The 26,305-nt window shown below is 66.0% G+C and carries 22 protein-coding genes; 14 read left to right on the forward strand and 8 right to left on the reverse strand.

The genetic code is table 11. The annotated features are described in order from the left end of the window. Nucleotides 1–228 precede the first annotated feature (228 nt). Nucleotides 229–474, reverse strand: coding sequence for an Lrp/AsnC family transcriptional regulator (locus CT676_RS10065; protein ID WP_014493934.1), 246 nt, complete (start codon nt 472–474; stop codon nt 229–231). A gap of 129 nt (nt 475–603) precedes the next feature. Between CT676_RS10065 and thiD the strand changes: the two genes are divergently transcribed. The 4 genes from thiD to CT676_RS10085 all read left to right on the forward strand — a co-directional run bounded on the left by thiD (nt 604) and on the right by CT676_RS10085 (nt 4,536). Then, complete coding sequence (gene thiD, locus CT676_RS10070; protein ID WP_135214540.1) at nt 604–1,404, forward strand: bifunctional hydroxymethylpyrimidine kinase/phosphomethylpyrimidine kinase; 801 nt, start codon at nt 604–606, stop codon at nt 1,402–1,404. Between the two features lie 228 nt (nt 1,405–1,632). Further along, nucleotides 1,633–2,445, forward strand: coding sequence for a UDP-2,3-diacylglucosamine diphosphatase (locus CT676_RS10075; RefSeq protein ID WP_135214541.1), 813 nt, complete (start codon nt 1,633–1,635; stop codon nt 2,443–2,445). Further along, the gene (locus tag CT676_RS10080) at nt 2,445–3,488 is read left to right on the forward strand and encodes a glycosyltransferase family 1 protein (protein WP_135214542.1); all 1,044 of its coding nucleotides are present in this window, start codon (nt 2,445–2,447) and stop codon (nt 3,486–3,488) included. Before CT676_RS10075 ends, CT676_RS10080 begins: the two co-directional genes overlap by 1 nt. A gap of 64 nt (nt 3,489–3,552) precedes the next feature. Continuing rightward, nucleotides 3,553–4,536 carry a threonine/serine dehydratase gene (locus CT676_RS10085; protein WP_135214543.1) on the forward strand — a complete coding sequence of 328 codons (984 nt, stop codon included), beginning with the start codon at nt 3,553–3,555 and terminating at the stop codon, nt 4,534–4,536. Nucleotides 4,537–4,609: 73 nt separating this feature from the next. Here the strand turns inward: CT676_RS10085 and CT676_RS10090 are convergent, their stop codons facing one another. Beyond that, nucleotides 4,610–6,442, reverse strand: a complete 1,833-nt coding sequence (locus tag CT676_RS10090; RefSeq protein ID WP_167768010.1) for a caspase family protein — start codon at nt 6,440–6,442, stop codon at nt 4,610–4,612. A gap of 214 nt (nt 6,443–6,656) precedes the next feature. Here CT676_RS10090 and CT676_RS10095 point away from each other — a divergent pair, with 214 nt between their 5' ends. Continuing rightward, nucleotides 6,657–6,911: an RbsD/FucU domain-containing protein gene (locus CT676_RS10095; RefSeq protein ID WP_244623133.1), complete on the forward strand. Its 255-nt coding sequence runs from the start codon at nt 6,657–6,659 to the stop codon at nt 6,909–6,911. Between the two features lie 49 nt (nt 6,912–6,960). Here the strand turns inward: CT676_RS10095 and CT676_RS10100 are convergent, their stop codons facing one another. Both CT676_RS10100 and CT676_RS10105 read right to left on the reverse strand, forming a co-directional pair. Then, nucleotides 6,961–8,643 (reverse strand): Na/Pi symporter, encoded by a 1,683-nt coding sequence (locus CT676_RS10100; RefSeq protein WP_135214545.1) that lies wholly within the window; start codon nt 8,641–8,643, stop codon nt 6,961–6,963. 121 nt (nt 8,644–8,764) lie between these two features. Next, nucleotides 8,765–9,148, reverse strand: a complete 384-nt coding sequence (locus CT676_RS10105; protein WP_135214546.1) for a VOC family protein — start codon at nt 9,146–9,148, stop codon at nt 8,765–8,767. Nucleotides 9,149–9,295: 147 nt separating this feature from the next. On the opposite strand from CT676_RS10105, the gene CT676_RS10110 reads away from it, so the two are divergent. Next, nucleotides 9,296–9,655, forward strand: a complete 360-nt coding sequence (locus tag CT676_RS10110; protein ID WP_135214547.1) for a hypothetical protein — start codon at nt 9,296–9,298, stop codon at nt 9,653–9,655. Between the two features lie 139 nt (nt 9,656–9,794). Further along, on the forward strand, nt 9,795–10,547 hold the full coding sequence (locus CT676_RS10115) for an SDR family oxidoreductase (RefSeq protein ID WP_244623134.1): 753 nt from the start codon (nt 9,795–9,797) through the stop codon (nt 10,545–10,547). 219 nt (nt 10,548–10,766) lie between these two features. Here CT676_RS10115 and CT676_RS10120 read toward each other — a convergent pair whose 3' ends face one another. After that, nucleotides 10,767–12,131, reverse strand: coding sequence for a hypothetical protein (locus CT676_RS10120; RefSeq protein ID WP_167768011.1), 1,365 nt, complete (start codon nt 12,129–12,131; stop codon nt 10,767–10,769). Nucleotides 12,132–12,206: 75 nt separating this feature from the next. Here CT676_RS10120 and CT676_RS10125 point away from each other — a divergent pair, with 75 nt between their 5' ends. Then, entirely contained in the window at nt 12,207–13,403 is a 1,197-nt protein-coding gene (locus tag CT676_RS10125) for a major facilitator superfamily domain-containing protein 6 (protein ID WP_135214549.1), read from the forward strand. Here the strand turns inward: CT676_RS10125 and dgcA are convergent. Next, nucleotides 13,373–14,368, reverse strand: a complete 996-nt coding sequence (gene dgcA / locus CT676_RS10130; protein WP_135214550.1) for an N-acetyl-D-Glu racemase DgcA — start codon at nt 14,366–14,368, stop codon at nt 13,373–13,375. The two genes, CT676_RS10125 and dgcA, sit on opposite strands and share 31 nt — an antisense overlap. A 143-nt stretch (nt 14,369–14,511) precedes the next feature. On the opposite strand from dgcA, the gene CT676_RS10135 reads away from it, so the two are divergent. Genes CT676_RS10135 through CT676_RS10145 form a run of 3 tightly spaced genes read left to right on the forward strand, consistent with a single transcriptional unit; the run spans nt 14,512 to nt 17,322 of the window. Continuing rightward, nucleotides 14,512–15,645 (forward strand): ABC transporter permease, encoded by a 1,134-nt coding sequence (locus CT676_RS10135; RefSeq protein ID WP_063982228.1) that lies wholly within the window; start codon nt 14,512–14,514, stop codon nt 15,643–15,645. Nucleotides 15,646–15,647: 2 nt separating this feature from the next. Beyond that, nucleotides 15,648–16,430 carry an ABC transporter ATP-binding protein gene (locus CT676_RS10140; protein ID WP_167768012.1) on the forward strand — a complete coding sequence of 261 codons (783 nt, stop codon included), beginning with the start codon at nt 15,648–15,650 and terminating at the stop codon, nt 16,428–16,430. Between the two features lie 16 nt (nt 16,431–16,446). Continuing rightward, nucleotides 16,447–17,322 (forward strand): MlaD family protein, encoded by an 876-nt coding sequence (locus CT676_RS10145; protein WP_135214552.1) that lies wholly within the window; start codon nt 16,447–16,449, stop codon nt 17,320–17,322. A gap of 169 nt (nt 17,323–17,491) precedes the next feature. Here the strand turns inward: CT676_RS10145 and CT676_RS10150 are convergent, their stop codons facing one another. Continuing rightward, complete coding sequence (locus CT676_RS10150; RefSeq protein ID WP_135214553.1) at nt 17,492–23,332, reverse strand: negative regulator of septation ring formation; 5,841 nt, start codon at nt 23,330–23,332, stop codon at nt 17,492–17,494. A 395-nt stretch (nt 23,333–23,727) separates the two neighbouring features. Here CT676_RS10150 and CT676_RS10155 point away from each other — a divergent pair, with 395 nt between their 5' ends. Together CT676_RS10155 and CT676_RS10160 are read left to right on the forward strand one after the other, a co-directional pair. Next, nucleotides 23,728–24,102 carry an Hpt domain-containing protein gene (locus CT676_RS10155; RefSeq protein ID WP_135214554.1) on the forward strand — a complete coding sequence of 125 codons (375 nt, stop codon included), beginning with the start codon at nt 23,728–23,730 and terminating at the stop codon, nt 24,100–24,102. A 166-nt stretch (nt 24,103–24,268) separates the two neighbouring features. After that, nucleotides 24,269–24,589 (forward strand): 2Fe-2S iron-sulfur cluster-binding protein, encoded by a 321-nt coding sequence (locus CT676_RS10160; protein WP_014493954.1) that lies wholly within the window; start codon nt 24,269–24,271, stop codon nt 24,587–24,589. Between the two features lie 22 nt (nt 24,590–24,611). On the opposite strand, the gene CT676_RS10165 is transcribed toward CT676_RS10160, so the two are convergent. Beyond that, complete coding sequence (locus CT676_RS10165) at nt 24,612–25,079, reverse strand: thioesterase family protein (protein ID WP_071912132.1); 468 nt, start codon at nt 25,077–25,079, stop codon at nt 24,612–24,614. Between the two features lie 181 nt (nt 25,080–25,260). On the opposite strand from CT676_RS10165, the gene CT676_RS10170 reads away from it, so the two are divergent. Beyond that, a complete protein-coding gene (locus CT676_RS10170) occupies nt 25,261–26,289 on the forward strand; it encodes an NAD(P)/FAD-dependent oxidoreductase (RefSeq protein WP_135214555.1) in 1,029 nt (342 codons plus the stop codon). Nucleotides 26,290–26,305: the final 16 nt, after the last annotated feature.

A 26,305-nucleotide genomic window follows, 5' to 3' on the forward strand; every position in this document is an offset into this window, starting at 1 on the left:
GCAAAGGCCCCAACCGCTTGGAGACTATCCGTTTTTTGACCGGACATTGGCGCGATGTCGACGCGGCCGTCATCGATGAAGCGCGTTGAGCCTTGCCAGCGCAAGAGGGTGTCAGCGCTGGATGATGTGCGCGATGGTTAAAATCCGAAGAACTCACTTTGAGCACAATTGGTCCGCTGCGCTGTCTCGGAAGCGGACTTTCCATCCGGCCCTCTGTGAGTGCAAACCCTAGCTTGCGCCAAACGCCTTGAAGGTGATGATGGTGAGGGTGTCCTGGATGCCCGGCAGCACCTGCACCTTCTCGTTGATGAAGTGGCCGATGTCGGTGTCCTTGTCGACGTAGAACTTCACCAGCAAATCGTAATGGCCGGCCGTGGAGTAGATCTCGGAGGCGATCTCGGCTTCGGCAAGCGCGTTGGCGACCGTGTAGGACTGGCCGAGCTTGCATTTGATCTGGACGAAAAAAGGAACCATTGCAGTCACTCCGAAGCATATCTGGCGGCTAATAGGCCAAAACCGGCCGGATTTAGCAAGCGAACTTGCGGGCGACCGGGGTGCGCGCTAGGACGGGGCGATGGCCTCAAAAACGCGGAAAATCGCCCCATGACGACGCCTGTGGCGCTCACCATCGCCGGCTCCGATTCGAGCGGCGGCGCCGGCATCCAGGCCGACCTGAAGACCTTTGCCGCGTTCGGCGTCTATGGCGCCTCCGCCATCACGGCGCTGACGGCGCAGAACACAAAAGGCGTCACCGGCATCCACGCGGTGCCCGCCGACTTCGTCACCGCGCAGATCGATGCCGTGTTTTCCGATCTCGAGGTCGGCGCGGTGAAGATCGGCATGGTGGCGCAGGCCGCCAGCATCGATGCGATCGCAGCGGCGCTGTCGCGCTGGATGCCGGGGCATATCGTGCTCGATCCCGTGATGGTCGCAACCTCGGGCGATCGCCTGCTCGCCGCGGAGGCGGTGGAAGCACTGCGCAAGAAACTGATGCCGCTGGCGTCGGTGATCACGCCGAACCTGCCTGAGGCTGCGGCTCTGCTCGACGAGCCCGTCGCTGCAAGCGAGGCCGAGATCGAGAGCCAGGGGCGCCGGCTGCTGGCGCTGGGCTGCCGCGCGGTCCTGATCAAGGGCGGGCACGGCGAGGGCGCCGAAAGCATCGACTATCTCGTCGATGCCGAGAGCACGATCGCGCTTGCGGCGCCGCGGGTCGCCACCCGCAACACCCACGGTACGGGGTGCTCGCTGTCCTCGGCCGTCGCGTCCGGGCTTGCCAGGGGTGAGGATCTGGAGCGCGCCGTGCGGAACGCCAAGGCCTGGATCAGCGCAGCGATCGCGGCCGCCGACCGCTTCAGCGTCGGCCACGGCCACGGGCCGATCCATCATTTCCACAAATTTTACTGATCCGGGCCGCGAGCGCACCGCCCGCGGCGCGCGCGACCGCTGCCGTTAACCTGTTCGGCCATCGGTTCCGGGGTCTTGCGGAGGCGGCTACGGCGTCATGTCGCCTGATTGTCGCATGCGACTGATATTCGCGGGGAGGGCGAGGCAAGGTCTGATTCGTATCTGAGGGTGCCTCAAGGGTTCAATCTGTCATCCCCCTGTCACGGGACATTGGTTACAGGCTGGCGCATGGGAAGTTACGATGTGAGTGACGAGAGCCCTGAAAGGCGCTTTCGCACGTTGTTCATCTCCGACGTTCATCTCGGAGCCCGCGGTTCTCAAGCCGACCTGTTGCTCGACTTCCTGCGCTACCACGATGCCGACACGATCTATCTCGTCGGAGACATCGTCGACGGCTGGGCGCTGAAATCGAGCTGGCACTGGCCGCAGTCGCATAACGACCTGGTCCAGAAGCTGCTGCGCAAGGCGCGCAAGGGCGCCAAGGTCATCTACATTCCCGGCAATCACGACGAATTCCTGCGCAACTATTACGGCACGCATTTCGGCGGCATCGACGTCGTCGAGAACACCGTCCACACCGGCGTGGACGGCAAGCGCTACCTCGTCATCCACGGCGACATCTTCGATCTCGTGGTGCAGAACGCGCGCTGGCTCGCCCACCTCGGCGACAAGGCCTACGACTTCGCGATCCAGATGAATCGCTTCGTCAACTTCTTCCGGCGCATGTTCAAGGTGCCCTATTGGTCGCTGTCGCAATGGGCCAAGCAGAAGGTCAAGAACGCCGTCAACTATATCGGCGCGTTCGAGCAGGCGCTCGCCGCCGAAGCGCGGCGTCACGACGCCGACGGCGTGATCTGCGGCCACATCCACTATGCCGTGATCCGCGACGAGGCCGGCATCCGCTACATGAACTGCGGCGACTGGGTTGAGAGCTGCACGGCGCTGGTCGAGCATGACGACGGTCATTTCGAGATCATCACCTGGGCGGATCAGGCGCGGAAGCCGGCACCGGTCCCGCAGGTCGCAGCAAGGGCCGCTTGATGCGCATCCTGGTCGCGACCGACGCCTGGCACCCGCAAGTCAACGGTGTGGTTCGGACGCTGACCAAGCTCGCAGACGCAGCCAAGGGGTTCGGCGTCGAGTTCACGTTCCTGACGCCGCAATCGTTCCGCACCTTCGCAATGCCGAGCTACCGCGACGTGCGGCTCGCCATGCCGCGGCCGGCGCGAATCGCGAAGCTGATCGAGGAGGCGCGCCCCGACAGCATCCACATCGCGACGGAGGGGCCGATCGGCCTGATGGTCCGCCGCTACTGCCGCCAGCGCAAGCTGCCGTTCACGTCCAGCTTCCACACCCGCTTTCCCGAATATGTCCGCGCCCGCGTGCCGGTTCCGGAATCCCTGATCTGGCGGGCGCTGCGCCGATTTCACGCGCCCAGCCGCGCCGTGATGGCGGCGACGCCTGCGCTCGCCCGCGAGCTTGGTGAACGTGACTTCGACAACGTCGTGCTGTGGCCGCGCGGCGTCGACACCAGCCTGTTCCACCCCCGTGGGATCGACCTCTGCCTGCCGGCGCCGGTGTTTCTCTCGGTCGGCCGGATCGCGGTGGAGAAGAATCTCGAGGCGTTTCTCGATCTCGATCTGCCCGGCACCAAGGTGATCGTCGGCGACGGCCCGGCGCGGGTCGCGCTGGAAGAAGCCTATCCGGATGCGATCTTCCTGGGCGAGAAGCACGGCGAGGCGCTGGCGGCAATCTATGCTGCGGCCGACGTGTTCGTGTTCCCCAGCAAGACCGACACGTTCGGCCTGGTCCTGCTGGAAGCGCTCGCCAGCGGCCTGCCGGTCGCGGCCTTCCCGGTGAAGGGCCCTCGCGACGTGATCGGCGATGCACCGGTCGGCGCCCTCGATCATGATCTGCGCAACGCCTGCTTCGCGGCGCTCGACGTGTCCCGGCAGGACTGCGTCGAATTCGCCGCCAATTACACCTGGGAGGCCTCGGCGAGGGCGTTTGTGGACAGCATCAAGGCGGTTGGCGCGGTGCTTCCTGGCAGGAATGGGGCGGAGCCGGTTAGTTTCGTAGCCTGAAAACCAAGGTTCATCGCGCGCAGGTGTCTTGCCCCGCGCCTCGTCCGGCGCGATAACATCAGGCATGACCGAACATCTCCTCCCAATCGGCCCTGCCGATATCGAAGCAGCAGCACGCGTGATCGCGCCCTTCGCCATCCGCACCCCGCTGTTGTCCTTTCCCGTGCTCAACGAGCGCGTCGGCGCAAAGGTCTTCCTGAAGCCGGAGATGCTCCAGCGCACCGGCTCCTTCAAGTTCCGCGGCGCCTTCAACAAGGTCGCCTCGATCCCGCAGGACAAGCGCGCCGGCGGCGTCGTCGCGTTCTCGTCCGGCAACCACGCCCAGGGCGTCGCGGCGGCTGCAAAGATCCTCGACATGCATGCGACCATCGTGATGCCCGCGGATGCGCCGCTGTCGAAGCGCGAGCGCACCAAATCCTATGGCGCCGAGGTCGTGCTGTATGATCGCGACCGCGACGACCGCGAGGCGATCTCGCGCGGCATCGCCGAGAAGCGCGGCGCGACATTGGTCAGGCCCTATGACGATCCGTTCGTGATCGCGGGGCAGGGCACCGCAGGTCGTGAGATCGCCGAGGACATGGCTGCGCTCGCCCTCAGTCCCGACATCGTGGTGGCACCGGCCTCCGGCGGCGGCCTGATCGCGGGCGTCGCCACGGCCGTCAAGGCGCGCTATCCGCTCGCCGAGATCGTGGTGGCCGAGCCCGAGGCGTTCGACGATCACGGCATTTCGCTGACCGCCGGCCACCGCGAGCCGCATGGGCCTGCGGGCCGCACCATCTGCGATGCGCTGATGGCCCTGATCCCCGGCGAGATGACCTTTGCGATCAACAGCAAGCTCTTGGCGCGCGGCGTGACTGCATCTGACAAGGAAGTCGGCGCGGCGGTGGCGTTTGCCTATCGCGAGCTGAAGCTCGTGGTCGAGCCGGGAGGTGCGGTGGGCCTTGCCGCGTTGCTGGCGGGACGTCTCGACGTCGCCGGGAAGATCGTCGTCATCGTGCTCTCCGGCGGCAATGTCGATGCGGATCTGTTTGCCGAGCTGGTGGCCTGATCTTCTGAGATTTTGACACGACGAAGGGGCAGGGCGTTGCCGCTCTGCCCCTTCTTCGTTTCGCTTGTGGCGATCAGTGCATGAAGCCGCCGCGGCGATTGTTGCCGCCATTATTCGTGCTCGGCGCCTGGTTCATCGACTGGCGGAAGTTGTTGCCGCCGTTGTTGACCATACGGTTGGTCGTATTTAATTGCGGGCGGTTGTTCTGCTGGTTGTTCTGGACCTGCACTTTGTTCACCGGGTTGTTGTTGAGCTTCACGCCGTTGTTGACGCGGATCGGGTTGTTCTGCGTCTGAACGACGGGCTTCGTATCGACAGTCGAGCCACCCTTGCCGACATTCACCGGCATACTCACGATCTTGCCAGGCGTGCCGTTGGTCGTGCCGTTGGCAGTGCCGGTATTGTTGCTGCGGCCGTTCTGCGTATTGTTGGTCGCGGGCAGGGTGACGATCTTGCCAATGCCGCCATTGTTGGTCGCGTTGGTCGGCGCAGGCAGGGTGACGATCTTGCCCGGGGTCTGCGACGGCGTGCCGTTCGGCTGGTTCGGCTGATTGTTGCCGGCCGGCAGGTTGACGATCTGGCCGCCATTGCCGAGCTTGCCGATGACGTTGCTGTCGATCGGCTTCTGCACGACCGGCAGATTGCCATTCATCTGCCCACCGCCATTGCCCTGCTGCATCAGCGGCATGTATTTGGGCTGGCCGAGATTGCCGACCTTGAACGTCGGAGCAATGTTCTGCGGCGCCAGGAACTTGGTCGCCTGCATCAGGGGGATCAGCTTCGGCTGGGTCTGGAGCTTCAGCGCGGATTGCGCATAGGGGCTGTTGCCGTAGCTGTCATAGAAGCTCTTGTAGCCGAGCGGGGAGTTCGCGAGCACCGCCTTGTGCCAGGCCTGCGTGATCAGCAGGTTCGAGAGCAGCCAGCGGATGTGGTCGCACAGCGGGTCATGCGGGTACATCTGGATGAACTCCTGATAGTACTCCGGCCGTCCCTCGGACACGACGTAGTCATAGGCCTGGCGCGTCGAACGGCCCGGCAGGTTGGAGGCCATCTGCACGACAGGCGCATTCACCGGGGCGCGGGTGGCGGCAACAGCGGTGTCGCCGAAGAAGGTGAAGTCCGAGGTCAGCGACGAGCTTTCCCACGGGATCTGCGCGCCGCTGGTGGTCTGGTTCACTTCCAGACGCACGCGCTTGAACAGCTGCTCGATCGGCACGTTGGGTTCGCGCGCGACGTTGAGGAAGGCCTGGGTGTAGGGGCTGTGGCCGTTGGTGCCGTCCTGTGCTTCCGCACCCGGCGCGGTCGAGTAGCCCACGATCGAGCCGTTCGGCGCATCGACGATGGCGAGGCCGCGGCCGGCGTCGTTGACATCAGGGAACGGATTGTTGCGGCAGGCATCGAGGATGACGATGCGCATGCGGCTCGGGATCGTCTCCAGCGTCGACATCACGTCGACGAGGCGCACCGAGTTGCTCACGAGCTCGGTGGGGTTCGAAACTTTCGCATCGACGGGGACGAGATAGTTCTCGCCGGCGAGCTGCACGCCGTGACCGGCGTAGTAGACCATGGCGACAGTGTTCGGACCCCGCGCGGAAACCTTGGCGGAAAAGTCCTGGACGACGCGGAGCATGTCGTTCTGGGTCAGGTCGGTCGCGGCAACCACCTCGAAGCCGGCGGAGTTCAGGAACTGCGCCATCGACTCTGCGTCATTGTCGGGGTTTTGGAGCTGCGGCGCGTTCTTGTAGTTGGAATTGCCGATCACCAGCGCCACGCGCTGTTCCGGGCCTTGCAGCGCGGTCGGGGCAGGCTGGACCGGGGCGACCTGCGCGGAACCAGGGCCGCAGGCAAAGCCGAACAGGCTTCCCACGAGGCTAGCCGTCATCAGGAAAGGCTTTAGGCGGAACATGGCGTGCTCCTTTGGCACTCATCTCGATGCGAGATTGGTTGCGAGGAAGCTTGGCCGCGTTCGAGCCCGTGGTCCGTGATCGCAATCACCATGATGAGCTGCGTGATCTGAATCACGCTTGGAACCTGCTATGGTGAACGGCCGATGACCGGCCGCGCCGGTTCGGCCCGCGAAAGACCCGCTCTACGATTTCGATCCCGATCCGGTGCGCGTGATGGCGCCGGTCGACGATCCCGATTGCGTCCCCGACGTGCAGCGCGCGGTGCTGGCGGAGATCGAACGCGCGGCCGGCGGCGCCGTCAGCCCCGGCAAGCTCTCGCGCTCGGAATTCTATCGCGCGGCGTCGGCGGGGTTCGGTGTCGTGCAGGTCGGCGACAGCAGGGGCTATGGCTGCTTCCTGATCCGCAAGGGCGTGATCTATAGAGCCCCTTCCGATGGGATCGGAACGGGGCTCCAGATTCTTGTTTGACGCGTTTTCTTGACGCGAACCGGTATCCACTTCTTCGCTTGAAAACGCGCTAGCCGCGACCGATGAGATGGATCGCCGAACGCCAGGCGTGCTGCGACAACGCCTCGAGGTTGCGAACCGCCTCGACGCGAAGGAGGGCAGAGTCTGCGGTCAGTGTTCCATTGGCCACCGCACCAAGCGTCGCGCTGCGGTGGATGCGCAGCATTTCACGGAGTTGTGTCGTACAACGCTCGAACTCGGCGATGGCCTCGTCGGGCGGGTCGGCGCGGGGACCAGCCAAGATGTCGCCGGCATGCGAGGCGGGCGCGAAGTGCGTCGATCCGCGGGGCGGCGCCGCGACGCCGCGCGCAATCGCGGCGGCGCTCCGCATGACCTCGGCACATAGCTCTCCGGCGCGGATGTCCTCCGGCCCGCCTGCCACCGAGCCGAAATTGTTTCCTCCACTTGCGAGGTCCGTCAGTCGAGATGCGTGGTCGAGTGCGTGCAGCGTGCTCGTGAGACGCCGTTGCTCGTCGTCGGTGTCGGGTGGCCCGGCCACATCCGACAGGAATATTTGCGCCTGGCTCACGGCATCGGCCGCTTCCTGCACGGAGACGGTGTCCTTTCCCAGCCGTATCGGTGCAGCGCGGGCCGCCAGTTTCGCCTCGACCGAACTGCACACCGTCAAGAGCACGCGCGCGATCGTGCGCCGTACCGCCTCGACGGCCACGATCGGGGTCTCAAGCGCCGAAGGATCGAGACATCGCGTCAGCGGCGAGCCGCGCTCGGGCAGGATCCGTTCGACCAGCCGCGTAAACGGGTTGATCAGCGGGAGCAGGACCGCGACGCCGACGACGTTGAAGGCTGTGTGGTACCCGGCCAGCAGCGTGACGCCGTCGATCGTGTCCGAGGCGCGCAGCAGCAAGGGCGTTACGACGGGAAAAGCTACCAGCGCGATGAGCGCGGCGATCAGCTTGAAAAGAACGTAGGCGATGGCCAACCGCTTCGCGGTGGCGCTCGCGCCGATCGCGGCGAGCGCGGAACTCGTCGCCGTTCCGATGTTCTGGCCGATGATCAACGCGCAGGCCTGGTCCAACCCGATTGCGCCTGCGAAATAGCCGGACAAGGTCACTGCGATGGCGGCCGTCGACGATTGCATCAGCGCGGTCATGACCAATCCGATCACCACCAGCGCCAGCACGCCGAGCAGGCCCGACCACCATGACGTCCCGGGACTGCCGAGGACCGCGGGCAGGTCCGCCGGGTGCAAACGTTCCGCCAGCCCGCCCATGCCCTGCTGCAGGGTCGTCAGCCCGAACAGCACGAGTCCAAATCCCGCGAGCGCGGCACCGGCGCCGGAAACTCGCCCTCGGCCGAGAAGCTTGGTCAACGCGCCGACGAAGATCATCGGCAACGCCGCGGCCGTTAGCGAGACACGGACGCCGATCAGCGCGACCAGCCAGCCGGTCCCCGTGGTGCCGATATTCGCGCCGAAGACCAGGCTCAACCCTTGCTGGAACGTCAGCAGGCCGGCGCTGACAAGACCGATCGTCGTCATCGTCGTTGCGCTGGAGGACTGCACCAGCAGCGTGACGATGGCTCCCCAAAATGAGCCAAGCAGCGGCGTCGATGCCGCCTTGCCGAGCACCCCGCGCAGCGCGGAGCCGGCCAGCGTCTTCAGGCCCTCCGTCATCACGGTCATGCCGAGCAGGAAGAGACCTACCCCGCCGAGCGTCGAGATCGCCGTGGACATGCATGCTCCTCGCGACAATGCACCACGAATAGCGAAGCAGACAGTACAGCAACAAAGCCCCGATGGGTCGGATCAATCGTTACGCGATCGTCTGCCATCACCCCACTCGGGAGGGGCATCGTCAGCCGCGGGAGGTCATCAGATCGGAAGGCCAGCCGATCCGGACGAGAAGGCCGTCAGGTCCGTTGATGCCGACCTCATACATCCCCCATTCGCGGTGGCGCAGCACGCCGCCCGGCCGGATGATCAGATCGTCCACGCGTGCGGCAATGGCCTCGACGTCGGGCGTGTGAATGAAGACGCCGAAGGGATTGTGCTCGGGCACGCGCCACGGGCCATCGCCGGCTTGCGTGAGATGCACCTCGCAGCCCCACCCCCTCATGATCACGTAGCCGGCGTCACCGCCCGCGCGCGTGAAGCCAAGACGCTCCCAGAACGGTATAGCAGCGGCAACATCGTTGCTCGGAATGATGGCGAAGGCGCCGACGGGCGGGGTTTGAGGCACTCGCTCGCTCCGGAATAAGCGGTTGTCCGCGCAGCTCTCATGCTGCTTTTTCCAGCTTATCGGGAGAGCACGGTGAATCGAAGCGGCGAAAAGTCCCGCACTCGAATTTGAGTGGCCTGTCAGCTCCCGACTGTCTATGGTCGGTTCATGTCTCGCCTTATGTGTCTATTCGTTGCTGTCATCCTGTCTCTGCTGCCGGCCGTCGCGCCCGCTGAGCCCGTTCAAAAGCGTCCTAAGCAGGCTTGGCATGGCTACGGCTTCCTGCCGGGCTATCGCCAGCCGCTGAGCAACAGCATTCCGCTCTACAAGCAGAAGGAGGCGATGCGCCGCATGTCGCGGAGCGATCGCCGCCATTGGTATATCGACCCGGTTCCCCAATATTACGGCTGGGACGGCGAATGGCGCTATTTCGGCCGGCCCGGCTTCGGCGGCGGCCGCTACAATGGCGGCAGCTTCGGGCCGTGCTGGACGCGGACCCCGATCGGCGCGGTCTGGAACTGCGGGTGAGCGGCCTCACATCGATTCGCGGAACGCTTCGCGCGACAGATTTCAAATCGTAACCGAATCCGGTTCGGCTGAAACCAAGCCGTCTTTCCGGTGTCCTAGCTCTTGTCCGGACCTTGCGGGTTCGGATGGAGTTATTGGCATGAATGATCGGTTCAAGGACAAAGTCGTCATCGTTACGGGCGCCGGCAGCGGCATCGGCGCCGCAGCCGCAAGGCGCCTTCACGGCGAAGGCGCCATTGTCGTGCTCAACGGACGGCGCGAGTTCAAATTGGCCGAAGTCGGTGCAGAGCTAGGCACCGATCGCTGCATGATCCGATCCGGCGACGTCTCGATCGCCGAAGACGTCGAGAGTCTGGGTCGCCAACGTGGTGCAGCGCTTCGGGAGGATCGACATCCTCGTCAACTGATCGGTTTCCTGGGCTCGCCGATCCAGCTGTGGCGAGACGTCTTCGCGGTCAATGTCGACGGTGTCCTCTACATGACGCGTGCGGCGCTTCCGCACCTGATCGAAAGCGGCGGCTCGATCGTCAACGTGTCGTCTCTCAGCGGGCTTGGCGGTGACCGGGGCGTGAGCTTCTACAACGCCACGAAGGGTGCCGTCAGCAATCTTACACGCAGCCTGGCGCTCGAATTTGGCCCGAGAGGCGTGCGCATCAATGCGGTGTGCCCATCATTGACCCTCACCGACCTGACGAGGCCGATCATGGAGCAATATCCGGAATTGTTCGTGAAGCTGGTGGAACGTATCCCCCTGGGGCGCGGAGCCCGGTCCGAGGAAGTCGCGAGCGTCATCGCATTTCTCGCAAGCGACGACGCCAGCTTCGTGAATGGGGTGAACCTTCCAGTCGACGGCGGCGTCGACGCATCAACCGGGCAGGCCCCCTTCGCGTAGCGCGGCCAGGTTTGCGAGAGCACCCGTGCAGCAGCCTGGGTCCCGGCTCTGCGCCGCAACTGCCTACGCGTTGCAGCTTGTCCGGAACACGAGAGAGGGTGCGGTGATTCACCTTGCTCCGTCATTGCGAGCGCAGCGAAGCAATCCAGAATCTCTCCGCGGAAAGACTCTGGATTGCTTCGCTGCGCTCGCAATGACGATTTGGAGAGCGCGCGCCCCTTACGAGAAGAACGCGATCTTCTCGGCCTGGGTCATGCGGCGGATTGGCGCCATGGGGTCGTTGGCCGCCGCGCGGGGCTTTTGCAGGATGCCGCTGGCGAGGATGGTGGCCCCGAGCGAGGGCTCGGGCAAGGAGGCAGACAAGGGCGAGGGCATCGGAAGCGTCGCGGTCGGCGCCGCACCGAATGTCGCCGCGGCCGCCATGGCCGGGGCCGGCTGCTCCATCACTTCGGCGGCGGCCTCCGCAATGGCGTCGGTGAGGCGCGCAAGCGAGTCCATCGCGATCGGCGCGTCTTCGGCGGGCTCCTCCGCGGCGGTGGCGGCCGGCTCGGCTGCGACCGGCTCGGGAAGCTCTGCGGCAATGGGCGCTGCGACCTCCGCAGCCATCGGCTCCGGAATGGCCGCTTCCAGCTCGACCGGTTCGGTGATCTCGTCGAACTCCGGATCGGGTGCGGCCATTTCCAGCGCGATGGCATCGAGTATGGCTTCGTCCTCGGCTTCCGCGGCGGCGTCGAGCGAGACCCCGTCAGTCACCTCAGTGAAAGCGGCGGCCTCTGCGACCTCCGCTTCGGGGCCGACGTGATTGCCGGCGATGAACTCCGGCTCGATGGCGACGTCGATCGCGTCCTCGCCAACGGCGCGTGCTTCGGCGGCGCCGGCCGCTTCGACCGCTGCCTCGGGCGCGGGAGTCGCAGCGATGTCCTGCGGCGCCTCCGTAAGAGCCACGGGTGCTTCGGTGGCCATCGCGGCAGGCGCAGCCTCTGCGACGGGCGCTTCCTGCACCGGCGCAGGTGCGGAATGCGCCGCCGCTTGCGGCGCTGTGTCGCCGTCACCATCGAGCTGCTCGACCCGATCCCTGAGCAGATCGAATGCGGCCTTGAGCTCGACGCGGGGGTCGACGGTCGATAGCTGCCCGCAAGCGGCCTCGATGGAGGCGAGCTGCGAATCAATGAGATCGCAGATTCGCCCGTCGGCGCCGATCTCGCGCCAGCGCCAGGAGATCTCCTTGATGATGCGCACGCCGCGCGGAATCGGCGCGAGGCTGGCCTCGATCGCCGCGGGATCGAAGGCGGCGATCGCGATGGTCTCGGCTTCGCGGATGGCGCGGCGGATCTCGACCAGCGCATCGGGCAGGCGATCCTCGACGACCGGTTGTCGCTGTGCCGCAAGGGTTTCTTCGATTTTCGCGACCGCATCGAGCACCATGCGGGTATCCGCATTGCGGTTGCGCTTGGCGTATTCGCCGAGGAACCAGCGGCCGCGCGCGGTCTCCATGAAGGCTTCGCGGATCGCGTCGTAATCCTGCTCGTTCGGCTCGGCCGCACGGGCAGACATAGGCGAGAGGGCGAATGCTTCGTTGGCCATGACAATCTCGTCGCGCAAATCACTACGCGTTACTGTAACGATCACCACGATATCGACCGAATCGCAATTGGTTTGATGGCAGGCGAATCACAAATCCCCACGCAAGCTGCCGTGAAGCGGCGATTCGCCGTGAGTCTCGCGCTGTTCTATTCGGCGGTCTTCGCGGTGTCGGGCACGCATCTGCCGTTCTTTCCGCTCTGGCTGAAGGCGATCGGCATCGACGCAAGCTGGATCGGCCTCATCAACGCGCTGCCGGCGATCACGCGCTTCACCACGCTGCCGCAGATCACCGCCCTTGCCGAAAGGCGACATGCCATTCGCGCCGGCATGATGGTGTCGGTGCTGGCAACCGCGATCGGGTTCACGGCGGTCGGCCTGCAGCAGCAGCCGCTGGCGCTGTTCCTGATCTATGCGCTGACCTGCATGATGTGGACGCCGACGACCCCGCTGACCGATGCCTATGCGCTGCGCGGCGTCGCCCGCTACGGGCTCGATTACGGACCGTTGCGACTGTGGGGTTCGGCGGCCTTCGCCGCGGGCTCGCTCGCCTGCGGCTTTCTCGTCGACCACATCGCGGCGCGCGATCTGATCTGGATCATCGTCGCGTGGGCCGTCGTTGCGGTCGCCGCCAGCCTGCTGCTGCAGCCGCTCGACGATGTCAGGCGGAGGACGACGGAGACGCATGCCGGCAAGGCCTTGCTGCGCGATGGCGGCTTCTGGGCCGTCATCGCGTCGGCCGCCCTGATCCAGGGCAGCCACGTCGCCTACTACACGTTCTCGGCCATCAACTGGCAGCTCCACGGCTTCGGCGGACTGACGATCGCGGGCCTCTGGACGCTGGGTGTGATCGCCGAGATCGTCGTCTTCGCGCTGTCGCCGCGGTTCTCGCTGTATCCGTCCACGCTGATCACGATCGGCGGCGTGAGCGCCGTGGTGCGCTGGATCGTCACCGCGCAGGAGCCGCCGCTGGCGCTGCTCGTGATCGTGCAGCTCGGCCACGGCCTCACCTTCGGCATGACCATCGTCGGCACCATGAATCTGCTGGTGCAGCGCGTGCCATCGCATCAGATCGCGCGGGGGCAGGGCTATTACGCCGCGTGCAACGGCCTGCTGGGTGCGACGACTTCGATCGCGTCAGGTGCGATCTACGCCCGCATCGGCGACAGCCTGTATTACGTGATGGCCGCGATGGCCGCAGCCGGCGCGCTGGTGATCTGGTCGGCGCGGCATCGCCTCAAGGCTCATCCCCAGAGCGAGGAGGCGGGCGGATAGACCAGACTGTCGTCGTAGCGCAGCCCGTGCTCGCGGTCGCGCGCGAGCAGTAGCGGGCCGTCGAGATCGACGAAGCGCGCCTGCGGCGTTACCAGCATTGCGGGGGCGATCGACAGCGAGGTCGCGACCATGCAGCCGATCATGATCTCGAAGCCGAGCGCCTGCGCCGCATCAGCCATCGCGAGCGCCTCGGTGAGCCCGCCGGTCTTGTCGAGCTTGATGTTCACGGCGTCGTAGCGCTCGCGGAGCGGCGCCAGCGATTTGCGGTCATGCACGCTCTCGTCGGCGCAAACCGCGAGCGGCCGCTTGATCCGCGCCAGCGCGCCATCCCTCCCGGCCGGCAGCGGCTGCTCGACCAGGGTGACGCCGACGGCGTCGCAGGCGGCGAGATTCTGCTCCAGATTGGCCTCGGTCCAGGCCTCGTTGGCATCCACGATCAGCTCGGATTCGGGGGCGGCCTTGCGAACCGCCGCGATCCGCTCCGGATCGCCGTCGCCGCCGAGCTTGATCTTGAGCAGGGGCCGGTGCGCCGCCTTGGCGGTCGCCGCCGCCATCGCCTCGGGGGCGCCCAACGAAATCGTGAAGGCGGTGGTGCGCTCGCCCGGCACCGGGCGGTCCAGCAGGTTCCAGGCCCGCAGGCCGGTCGCCTTGGCCTCGAGGTCGATCAGGGCGCAATCCAGCGCGTTGCGGGCCGCTCCGGGCGGCATGGCGGCTTGCAGGGCCTCCCGCGAGAGGCCGCCCGCGAGGGCCGCCTGCATGGCCTCGATGGCGGCAAGGGTTGCCTCGGGGGTCTCGCCATAGCGGGGATAGGGGACGCATTCGCCGCGGCCGGTGAGGCCGTTGCGGCTCACTTCGGCCACGACGGTCACGGCCTCGGTCTTGGCGCCCCGGCTGATGGTGAAACTGCCGGCGATGGGAAATCGCTCGATTCGCGCCGCGAGGGTCGGAACTTTGCTGGAAGTCATTTTGAACTCTGGCGAAATCTGAACCTGCTAGTTACCTCTAGCAACTAACATTAACCAGTTGGGGATACCTTCTCCGGGTAAGGGCGTGTGCGCAACCATCTGATTCTACCCGTTTCTCGCGCCCCGGCACGGGAGCGGACACATTGAGCGGCGATCCGAAGCTGGAACGGATTGCCAAGGGCAACGCGCTGGCACTCTGCGCCACCGGAACCTGGACCGCGAGCTTCGCGCCGGTCCTGGAGCGGATGGTGGCTGACGCCGAAAAGCTCGCCGGCGGCTCGCAAAGCATCTTCATCGACGTCTCCGAGGTCGCCAAGCTCGACACCTTCGGCGCCTGGCTGATCGAACGGCTGCGCCGCAGCCTGACCCAGGGCGCCGTCGAGGCGCAGATCGCGGGGCTTTCCGCCAATTATTCGAGCCTCGTGGACGAGGTGCGGCGGGTCGGGGCGACGCCGGTCGTCGACAGCAGCGCGGTCACCATCACCGGTATGCTGGAGCAGATCGGCCGGGCCGTGGCCGGGGTCGCCGGCACGGTTGCGGGCCTCGTCGACATGCTCGGCGCGGTGCTCGCGGCGGGTTTTCGCGTCCTGATCCATCCGCGCTCGTTCCGCCTGACCTCGACCGTGCACCACATGGAGCAGGTCTGCTGGCGCGCGGTGCCGATCATCGTGCTGATCACGTTCCTGATCGGCTGCATCATCGCTCAGCAGGGCATTTTTCATTTCCGCAGGTTCGGCGCCGATATCTTCGTCGTCGACATGCTCGGCGTGCTGGTGCTGCGCGAGATCGGCGTCCTCCTGGTCGCGATCATGGTCGCGGGTCGCTCGGGCAGCGCCTACACGGCCGAGCTCGGCTCGATGAAGATGCGCGAGGAGATCGACGCGCTGCGCACGATGGGTTTCGACCCGATCGAGGTCCTGGTGCTGCCGCGCATGCTGGCGCTGGTGCTGGCGCTGCCGATCCTCGCCTTCCTCGGAGCCATGGCCGCGCTTTATGGCGGCGGCCTCGTCGCCTGGCTCTATGGCGGCGTCGATCCCGAAGCCTTCCTGCTGCGTCTGCGCGATGCCATCTCGATCGACCATTTCATCGTCGGCATCGTCAAAGCACCGGTGATGGCCGCCGTGATCGGCATCGTCGCCTGCGTCGAGGGTCTCGCCGTGCAGGGCAGCGCGGAATCGCTCGGACAGCACACCACGGCCTCCGTGGTGAAGGGCATCTTCTTCGTCATCGTCATGGACGGCGTGTTCGCCATCTTCTTCGCCTCGATCGGGATGTGACGATGGCGCAAGAAACTCAAAACGCGATTCAAGATCCGATCATCCGCGTTCGCGATATCACCGTGCAGTTCGGCGCGACGCGCGTGCTCGATGGCCTCAACCTCGACGTCAAGCGCGGCGAAATCCTCGGCTTCGTCGGCCCATCCGGTGCCGGCAAGTCGGTGCTGACGCGCACCATCATCGGTCTCGTGCCGAAGGTCGCGGGCTCCATCGAGGTGTTCGGCGTCGACCTCGATTCCTCCAGCACCGCGCAGCGCCGCAGCGTCGAGCGTCGCTGGGGCGTGCTGTTTCAGCAGGGCGCGCTGTTCTCCTCGTTGACCGTGCGGCAGAACATCCAGTTTCCGATGCGCGAGTATCTCCGGGTCTCGCAGCGGTTGATGGACGAGATCAGCCTGGCCAAGCTCACCATGGTCGGGCTCAAGCCGGAAGTCGCGGATCGCTTTCCCTCGGAACTGTCGGGCGGCATGATCAAGCGCGTGGCGCTGGCGCGCGCGTTGTCGCTCGATCCCGATCTCGTGTTCCTCGACGAGCCGACCTCGGGCCTCGATCCGATCGGCGCCGGCGATTTCGACGAGCTGGTGAGGACGCTCCAGCGTACTTTGGGCCTGACCGTTTTCATGGTAACGCACGACCTCGACAGCCTTTACACAGCCTGCGACCGCATCGCCGTTTTAGGGAACGGTAAGATCATTGCGGCAGGGTCGATCGCCGACATGCAGGCCTCGCAGCATCCCTGGCTGAGACAATATTTCCACGGCAAGCGCGCCCGTGCGGTGATGGGCTGAGGTGCCGGAGTAGCTGATGGAAACGCGGGCCAATTACGTACTGATCGGATCGTTCACGCTGGCGGTGATCGCCGCGGCGATCGGCTTCGTGCTGTGGTTCCAGTCGCTGCACACCACCAAGCAGCGCAGCCCCCTGCGCGTCGTGTTCGAGGGCCCGGCGGCGGGCCTGCGCAACGGCGGTAGCGTCAATTTCAACGGTATCCGGGTAGGTGAGGTAGTCTCCGTGAAGCTCGACAACCCGCGGCGGGTTGTCGCACTCGCCATGGTCGAGAACAACACCCCACTGCGCAAGGACACCCTGGTCGGCCTCGAATTCCAGGGCCTGACCGGCGTCGCCGCGATCTCGCTCAAGGGCGGCGAGGAGGCGGCCCCTCCGCCGCCGCTCGACGAGGACGGCATCCCGTCGCTGACGGCCGATCCCAACAAGCTCCAGGACGTCACCGAAGCGATCCGCGGCACGCTCCAGAACATCAACAAGATCGTCGCCGACAATCAGGAGTCGGTGAAGAACTCGCTGAAGAACCTCGAGACCTTCACCAACTCGCTCGCGCGCAACTCCGAGAAGATCGACGGCGTGATGGCCAAGGTCGACGGCGTCATGCACAAGGCCGACAGCCTCATGCTCGGCCTCAACACGCTCGCCGGCGGCAAGGACGGCGGCGAACTGTTCCAGGCGGTGAAGTCGATCCGCGAACTGGCCGAGGATTTCGACAAGCGCTCCGGCGCATTGATGACCGACGGCCGCCGCACCCTCGGCGACATCAGCCGCGCCGTGAACAATTTCGACCGCAATCCGACCCGCGTGCTGTTCGGCGCCAGCAACAGCGCGCAACCGGCTCCGGCGCCCGAGCCGCCGAGGCAGGCGCCCGCCGCGAGCGGCAGGCGGCAGTAGGCGTTTAGTACACGGAGCTCACCTCGTCATTGCGAGCGTAGCGAAGCAATCCAGACTGTTTCCGCGGAAGCAGTCTGGACTGCTTCGTCGCAAGAGCTCCTCGCAATGACAGGCCCAAACAAAAACGGAGGCCGTGAGGCCTCCGTTTTCGATTCACCGCGATTGCGTCTCACCCCAGCCGGCCCGCCGCATGCGCGAGCAGGGTGTAGACCAGACCCGTCTCCGAGGTCAGGTGGCTGCGCAGCTCCTGCGGACCACGGCCGTCGCGGGCGACTTCGTCGAGCAGGCGCTCGAACTCGGCGACGTAGCGGTCGACCGTGCCCTTGAAGTTGCGGTCGGCGCGGTACTTGCGGGCGACCTCGTCAAAGGCCTTCTGGCCTGCAGGCGTGTAGAGGCGCTTGGTGAAGGCCTTGTTCTCGCCGCGCTGGTAGCGGTCCCACATCTCGGCGGCGAGGTTGCGGTCCATCAGGCGGCCGATGTCGAGCGACAGCGACTCCAGCGGATTGCTGCCACCCTGCGGCGCCTGCGGCTGCGGCGCGGGTGCCGCACGGCCACGCGGGGCCTCACGTCCGTTCGGAGCACCCTGGTTGGCGTCAGTGCGGTTCAGGAGGTCCGACAGCCAGCCGTCGCGGCCCTGGTCGTTGTTCGCGGGCGCGACCGGCGGCGCTTCGGTGCGGCGCGAGGCGGCGGGCATGCCGAGGTCCGGCGGCGGCAGCGTCGAGGCGCTGCCGGTGTCGCGGCCGCGGGTCTCGGTGTTGCGCGTTGCGACGGCTGCCAGCAACGGCTCTTCCTGGCGCTGCGCGCTGGCGCGGCCCGTCGTGGAGACGTCGAGGCCACGGCCATGCTGGGCCACGATGCGGTTGAGCTCGGCGAGGGCCTCGATCTGGTCGACGATCACCTTGCGCATCTGCGCAGTGCTCTCGGCGGCCTCCTGCGGCATCTCGAGCACGCCGCGGCGCAGCTCGTTGCGGGTGGCTTCGAGCTCGTTGTGCATCTCGAACGCCATCTGCTTCATGCTGGAGACGAGGTTGGTGAACTTCTCGGTCGACTGCTTGAACATCGTATCCGCCTCGTCCGTGGTCTGGCGGTAAATGTCGTGCATGGCCTCGATGGTCTGGCGGTGCTCCTCCTCGGACGCCACGCGCACCGCCTCGAACTGGCGGGTGATCGCGGCGGAGCCTGCGCCGGCGGTCTCCGCGACGACGCGGGCGATGTCGCGGGCACGCTCTTCGGCGGCGGCCAGCGATTCATCGAGCAGGCCGGTGAAGCGCGACAGACGCTGGTCGAGATCGGCCGTGCGCAGGTCGATGGTCGTGACGAGCGATTCCAGCGCCTGCTTGCGTTCGGCGAGGGAGGCGGTGGTGTTCTTGTTGCTCACCTCGACGACCTGCGCGGCTTCGACCAGCGCCTTGCCGTGCGCGTCGAACTGGGTCGACAGCTCGCCGAGGTCCTGCAGGGCCCGCGTGGTCTTCGTGTTGAAGACGTTGAGCTGGTCTTCCAGGTTCTGCGTCGCAGCGCCGTTGCGCGAGGTGACGTCGTTCATCGCCGAGACGAAGTCGGCGACGCGCGTCACCAGTGCCCGCTCGAGCGAGTTGAGGTTGTCGTGCGCACCGGTCAGCACCTCCTGGAGCAGGATGTTGCCTTCGCGCAGACGCTCGAACAGGGCCACCGTGTCGGTACGCAGGATCTTGCTGGTCTCCTGCATCTCGGTGACGGCCGCGATCGAGACCTGGCGCGACTGGTCGATCGCCGAGCGGGAGGCCTGCTCGAGGTCCTTGAGCGACTTGCCGACCGCGCCGGTGGCCATCTCGCTCGCCGCGTTGATGGTGCGGGCGACTTCGGAGCCGTTGCCCATCATCGTCTGCGAGAACGCATGGCCGCGCGTCTCGATCGACTTCAGCGCATCCGAGGTGACGCGGTCGATGTCGAGCGTGAGCTGGCTGGTCTTCGAGCCGATCGCATCGACCAGCGCGCCGCGCTTGGCGTCGATCATGTTCGACAGACGGTCGGCCTGCTGCTGCACGTAGGTGACGATCTCGTCGGTCTTGCCGGTCATGGCCTGGCCGAAGCTGCTGCTGGCGGCGAGCACCGAACGCTCGACGTCGGCCGAGCTCGACTTGACGCGCGAGCTTGCCTCGTTGGAGGCGCTGATCAGCGCGTTCTGGGCGTTGAGCGCGCTGGTCTGGATGTCGTTGGTGGCGTTGGTCGTGGCCGTGCTCAATGCGCGCTCGATCTCGGTCGAGATCGTGCGGATCTGGCTTGCAGCATCCGCCGACGTCGAAGTCAGCGAGGTCTGCGCCTCACGCGCGCTGTTGAGGATGGTCGAGGCGGTGTCGGCGCCAACCGAGGTCAGCGTGCGCTCGATGTCCGTGGTCAGCGACTTGATCTGGCTTGCCGCATCCGTCGAGGCGGTGATCAGCGTGCCCTGGGCCTCACGCGCGCTGTTGAGGATGGTCGAGGCGGTGTCGGCGCCAACCGAGGTCAGCGTGCGCTCGATGTCCGTGGTCAGCGACTTGATCTGGCTTGCCGCATCCGTCGAGGCGGTGATCAGCGTGCCCTGGGCCTCGCGCACGCCGCTGGTGAGCGCCTCGATGGTGGCGCCGCCGGCGGTCGCCAGCGCGCGCTGCATCTCGGCCGCCAGCGAACGGACCTGGCTGGTCTGTTCGGCCGAGACGGAGAGCAGGGTGCTCTGGGCGTCGCGGGCGCTGGTCGTGATCGTCTCGGCGGTCGACTGGCCGACCTGCGAGAGCGACCGATGCACTTCGACCGCGAGCGACTTGACCTGGGTCGCCGCATCCGAGGACGCGTTGACGAGCGTGGTCTGGGCTTCGCGGGCGCCGGTCATGATGGTCTCGGCCGTCGAGGTGCCGGCCATCGAGAGCGAGCGCTGCACGTCCGAGGACAGCGCCTTGATCTGGTTGGCGGTCTCGGTCGAGGCCGCAATCAGCGCGCTCTGCGCATCGCGGGCGCCGGCGGTGATCGATTCCGCCGTGGTGGCGCCGGCCAGCGACAGCGAACGCTGCACGTCGGCGGTGAGGGTCTTGACGTGGTTGGCGGCGTCCGAAGACGCCGTGACGAGCGTGGTCTGCACCTCGCGGGCGCCGGCCAGGATCGAGGCCGCGGTGGCAGAACCGGCCGCCGACAGCGTGCGTTCGACGTCGACCGCGAGCCCCTTGATCTGGTTGGAGGCATCGCCCGAGGCCGCGACCAGGGTCGACTGAGCCTCGCGGGCGCTGCTCAGGATCGAGTTCGCAGCACCGGTGCCGACCGCGGTCAGCGCGCGCTCAACCTCGGTGGAGGTCATCTTGAGCTGGGCGTTGACGTCGGAGGAGACCGTCATCAGCGACTGCTGGGCGGTGCGCGCACCGGTCTGGATCGTTTCGCTGGTGTTGACGACCAGGTTGGTGAGCGAGCGCTCGGCGTCCTCGACATGCGAGCGGATCGCGGTCGAGATCATCTCGGCGCGGGACATCATGTCCTCGCTGGCCTGACGGCCACTGCTTTCGATGCGGCCGGCGACGGCTTCGACACGCGAGCCGAGCAGGTCCTCGAACTGCGCCACGCGCACGTCGATGTCGTTGGCGACCGAGCCTACCTTGGTCTCGATGGCCTGGTGGATGTCCTGGAAGCGCGCCGTGACCGTGTCGGTCAGGTGCGTGCTGCGGCCGTCGATCATCTCGGCGACGCCGGTGATGCGGCGGTCGACCGCCTCGATCGCCTGCGCGGTGCCGTCGGTGAGCGTCGAGGTCAGGAGGGTGAGGCGCGTGTCGATCGACTGCACGGCCTGCGAGGCGCCGTTCGTCACCGCAGTCGTCAGGTAGGTGAGGCGCGTGTCGATGGATTCGAGCGCCTGCGAGGCGCCGCCCGAGAGCGTCGTCGTGAGGTGCGTCAGCCGCGTATCGATCGACTGGATGGTCTGCGATGCGCCATCGGTGAGCGAGGTCGCGAGATAGTTGAGGCGCGTATCGATCGTCTCGATGGCCTGCGATGCGCCGTCAGTGAGCGACGTCGTGAGGTGGGTGAGGCGGGAGTCGATCGACTGGATCGCCTGCGCGGCACCGTCGGTCAGCGACGAGGCGAGGGTGTTGAGGCGTCCGTCGATGGTTTCGGTCACCGACTTGGCGCGGGTGTCGAACGACTGCTCGAGCGCGGCGACGCGGCCGACGAGCTGGTCGTCGAAAGTCTTGATGTGGCCTTCGATCGTGCCGTCAAGGCTGACGATCTTGTCGTTCAGCGAGGCGTCGAGGTTGGTGACACGTTCGCCGACAGTGGTCTCGAACTGCACCAGGCGCTGGTCGAGCACGGCCGTGATCGCCCCGCCGTTCGAGGTGAAGCGGGTATCGAAATTGTCGACATAGGTCTTCAGGCTCTCGGCGATGTCCTGGGTGCGCTGGCCCATGCGATCGACGATATCACCGCCGAACGTCTTCACGGTGCGGTCGAACTCGGAGATGTGGCGGGTGATCAGCGCGCCGAGCGTGCCGGAGTCGCGGGCGAACCTCTCGACCAGCTCGGTGCCCTGGTTCTTCACCAGCTCGTCGAACGCGCTCATCTGCAGCGACAGCGAGTCGTGCGCGGTCTCGGTCTGGCTGACGACCTTGGCGACGAGGGTGTTGACGGTGGCGTCGAGCGCCTCGCTTGCCTTGTCGCCGGAGGTCATGATGTGGCCGGCGAGCCGGTTGCCGGCATCGTCGATCTTGGCGGAGAGGTCGTTGGAGCGCAGCTCGAGCTCGAGCAGCAGCGAGTCCGACGAATTCTTCAGGCTGTCGTGCACCTGCTCGGTGCGCTCGGAGATGCCGTCGACGATGGCGGCGGAGCGCTGCTCGAACTCGCCGGTGATGCGGTCGATACGCTCGTTCAGCATCTCGTGGACGCGGTCGGCGAGGTCGACGAACTCGTCGTGGACGTGGCCGGTCTTGAAGTTGAGGCTGGTGGTCAGCCGCTCGCTGGCGTCGAGCACGGCGCGCGTGGTCTCGTTGCTGGCCTCCTCGAGGCGGTCGAGCAGGTCGCCGCCGCGCTCGCCGAGCGCGAGGATCATGTTGTCGCCGGCGTTGCTCAGTGCGCCGGTGATGTGGGCGCCGCGCTCTTCCAGCGCGCCGGTGATGCTCTTGGCGACCTCGTCGACGCGCGAGGCGATCGCGTCCGAGATCAGCGCGATGTCGTGGCGCAGATCGATCTGCACGCCGGAGATGGCGCTGCGGACCTGCTCGGCCTGGCCGACCAGATTGTCGCGCTGGTGCGCGATGTCCTGGAGCAGGGAGCGGATGCGCACTTCGTTGTCGGAATAGGCGCGTTCGAGCGCCGCAACCTCGTTGGCGACCAGCGTCTCGAGCTCGCCGGCGCGCGCGATGGCGCGTTCGATGCCGTCGCCCATCGCCGCGACCTCGCGGCGGATGGCCTGGCCGACGGTGACCATGGAATCGGACGCCGAGCCCTCGGGCTCGGAGAAGCGGATCGCGACCTGCGCCATCGCCTGCGCGATCATGCGCATTTCCTGGCCGCGCCAGACCAGGCTCGCCAGGAAGTAGAACAGCATGATCGGCGCGAAGAACATCGCGATCAGGCCGGCGATGACGAGCACGCCGCCGCTCTGGCCCATGGCGGCCTGGATCGAGGGCAGGAAGCCGACGGTGAGCGCGGCGCAGGCTGCGAGCCAGACGCCGGCGAAGATGGTGGCGAAGGTGTAGACGCTGCGGGCAGGGCGGCCTTTCTGAAGCGCCTGGAGCAACTGACCGATGGTCTCGCGGTCATCGTTGGCGGCGCGGCGCGAGGTGCGCGGCTCCTCGATCGTATCGAACACGGTGGTGCGCTCGTTGGCGGCAGGACGCGGCTCGAAGGTCGGCTCGTCGAAGATCGGGGGAGCCGGCGGCCCCACCGGAGCCGACGTTTCGTTGCGCATCGAGGCGTTGCGGCTGGTGTCCGCGGCCGTGTCGCTGATGTTCAGGGCTTCCTGGATCGCAGAAAGCGCAACTTCTGTGGGGTCTTTGACCTTTTTCGGAGTGTTCGCCATGTTCAGTCCGAGCCCTCGTTACTTGTACGCGTCCCCCCGCGAGCCCAGCGCGCTACGCAAGCCCACAGACCGGATCATGCCGCTTACGCGGATTCCCAGCCGTCCCCACCCGGACGGCTTGTCCGCCAATTTCCGCAACATCCTATTGGCAGAGCGTCGCGAATGAAATGCCCGGGATTAAGACAATCTTAATCATCGTTAACAGGATAGCGCCGTAACGCCTTAGCAATAAATGGAATTCTCCACCGGACTCGCCGGATTGCGGCAACTTTTCGTCAATAAACGGGCGGATTTGCGTAAAACGGCCCAAACACTTCGTTAACCATTTCCATGCTTCGGTGGGGGGAACTTGACCGCCGGATCGGCGGACATCGCGCGATGCCGGGGCCTGCGCCATGACGCCTGAACTGCAACGGATGGACTGGATGCCTTCGCCCCCGCTTGCACCCATCGACGGCCCGCTCGACCTCGATCACCTCGCGCGCATGACGCTCGGGGACACCGAACTGGAACAGGAAGTGCTCGCGATGTTCGCCGAGCAGGCGGTCCGCCTGATCGCGGCGATGGCAGCACTGCCGGCCGAGGCCGGCGCACTCGCCCACAAGCTCGAGGGCTCCGCGCGCGGAATCGGCGCCTTTGCGGTGGCCGATGCCGCGGCCAGCCTGGAGACCGCGGTCCGGACCGGCCATGGCCAGCCCCACGCCTTCGCCGCGTTGAAAGAGGCGGTGACCGAGGCTCGCGCCGCCATCGAGGCGATCCTGAAGCCCTAGGGCGACAGGGCGAGAAACCGCGCTCTAGTCTTTTGTTTTGACGCGTTTTCTTCCCGCGAAGCGGGATTCGCGTCGCTTCAAAACCCTATGGCGCCGGGCGGATCGACCCGTTATAGGACAGCCCGGACCCTCCTTCATTCGCAACATCGCGGCAGCACGAGCACACATGGCCAAGATTAACTTTGTCGACCACAAGGGCGAAACCCGTACGGTGGAAGTCGAGAACGGCGCGACCGTGATGGAAGCCGCCATCCGCAACAGCATTCCCGGCATCGAGGCCGAATGCGGCGGCGCCTGTGCCTGCGCAACCTGTCATGTCTATGTCGACGAAGCCTGGCGCGAGAAGGTCGGCAGCCCGACGCCGATGGAAGAGGACATGCTCGATTTCGGTTTCGACGTGCGCCCGAACTCGCGGCTGTCCTGCCAGATCAAGGTCTCCGACGAGCTCGACGGGCTCGTCGTGGCGACGCCGGAACGGCAGGCCTGATCGTCCCTCACTATACTAGAAACTAGGCGCTCGGCGGCGCGACCTCAATACCGCGCTTGTGCCAGGGTCTGAGCTTCTCGATGATCTCAGCGGTGAGCGGTGCGGGCCGCCGCGTCGCCTCGTCGAGCATGACGCCGACCGACATCGCCGATGCGATGCACTTTCCTTCCGAAAACACCACCTGTTCGAAGGTCACCGACGTCCGTCCCAGCTTGACCACGCCGAGGCCGAGCTCGATCTTGTTCGGCCAGTGCAGCTCGGCGCGGAAATGGATGTCGAGCCGCACCATGATCCAGGCGAGGCCCGGCGGCGTCAGCCCGTATTCCGGGCTCTTCATCAGCGTGACGCGGCCGGTCTCGAAATAAGTGGCGTAGACCGCGTTGTTGACGTGCTGGTTCGGATCGAGATCGCCGAAGCGGACATTGTCGCCGAGACGATAGGGATAGTCCTCCAGGCGCGGCGTCGTATCGAGGCGGCTTGGTGCGTTCACCGATTGATCTCCGTCATATCGCATCCCGTTACAGCCCAGTTATACTGACCCGGCAAGTGGGCGCGGCTGCGGGGCGATCCCGCTTTTATGCCTTCCCTGATCCATCCCCGTTGGCTAGACAGGCAGGGTCACTTCTGCCCCCGGGCGGCGTCCAACCGATAACGATCGATAAAGAGACGACATGAGCGACGTGATCAAAACCGATGTGCTGATTATTGGCGCCGGCCCCTGTGGTCTGTTCGCCGCCTTCGAGCTTGGCCTTCTCGACATGAAGGCGCATTTCATCGACATCCTCGACAAGGTCGGCGGCCAGTGCGCCGAGCTCTATCCGGAAAAGCCGATCTACGACATTCCCGGCATTCCGCACGTTTCGGGGCAGGGCCTCACCGACGCGCTGATGGAGCAGATCAAGCCGTTCCATCCGACCTTCCATCTCGGCGAGATGGTGGAGACGGTGGAGAAGATCGGCGATCCCTTGTTTCGCTGCACCACCGACGCGGGCAAGGTGTTCGAATGCAAGGTGGTGGCGATCGCGGCCGGCGGCGGCTCGTTCCAGCCCAAGCGCCCGCCGGTGCCGGGCATCGAGGCCTATGAGGGCACCTCGGTGCACTACGCCGTGCGCAAGATGGAGACGTTCCGCGACAAGAGCGTTCTGATCGTCGGCGGCGGCGATTCCGCGCTCGACTGGACGCTCAATCTGCATCCGCTCGCCAAGCGCGTCACGCTGCTGCACCGGCGCGACGATTTTCGCGCCGCGCCCCACAGCGTCGAGCAGATGCGCGCGCTGGTGGCCGACGGAAAGATGGATCTGCGGCTCGGGCAGGTCACCGCGCTGTCCGGCACCGAGGGCAAGCTGACCGGCGCCACCGTCAAGGGCAACGACAACAGCGTGAGCGAAATTTCCTGCGACACCATGCTGCCGTTCTTCGGGCTGACCATGAAGCTCGGTCCGGTCGCGAACTGGGGCATCGCGCTGGAGAACAATCTGGTGCCGGTCGAGACGTCCGCGTTCGAGACCAACGTATCCGGCATCTTCGCCATCGGCGACATCAACACCTATCCGGGCAAGCTCAAGCTGATCCTGTGCGGCTTTCACGAGGGCGCACTGATGGCGCAAAAAGCCCATCGCTACGTCTATCCGGAGAAGCGGCTCGTGTTCCAGTACACGACCTCGTCCTCCAGTCTGCAAAAGAAGCTCGGTGTCAACTGACGGCACCGGGTTCGGC

Source organism: Bradyrhizobium sp. MOS001 (assembly GCF_004634465.1).
In the GTDB taxonomy this organism is placed as follows: domain Bacteria; phylum Pseudomonadota; class Alphaproteobacteria; order Rhizobiales; family Xanthobacteraceae; genus Bradyrhizobium; species Bradyrhizobium barranii.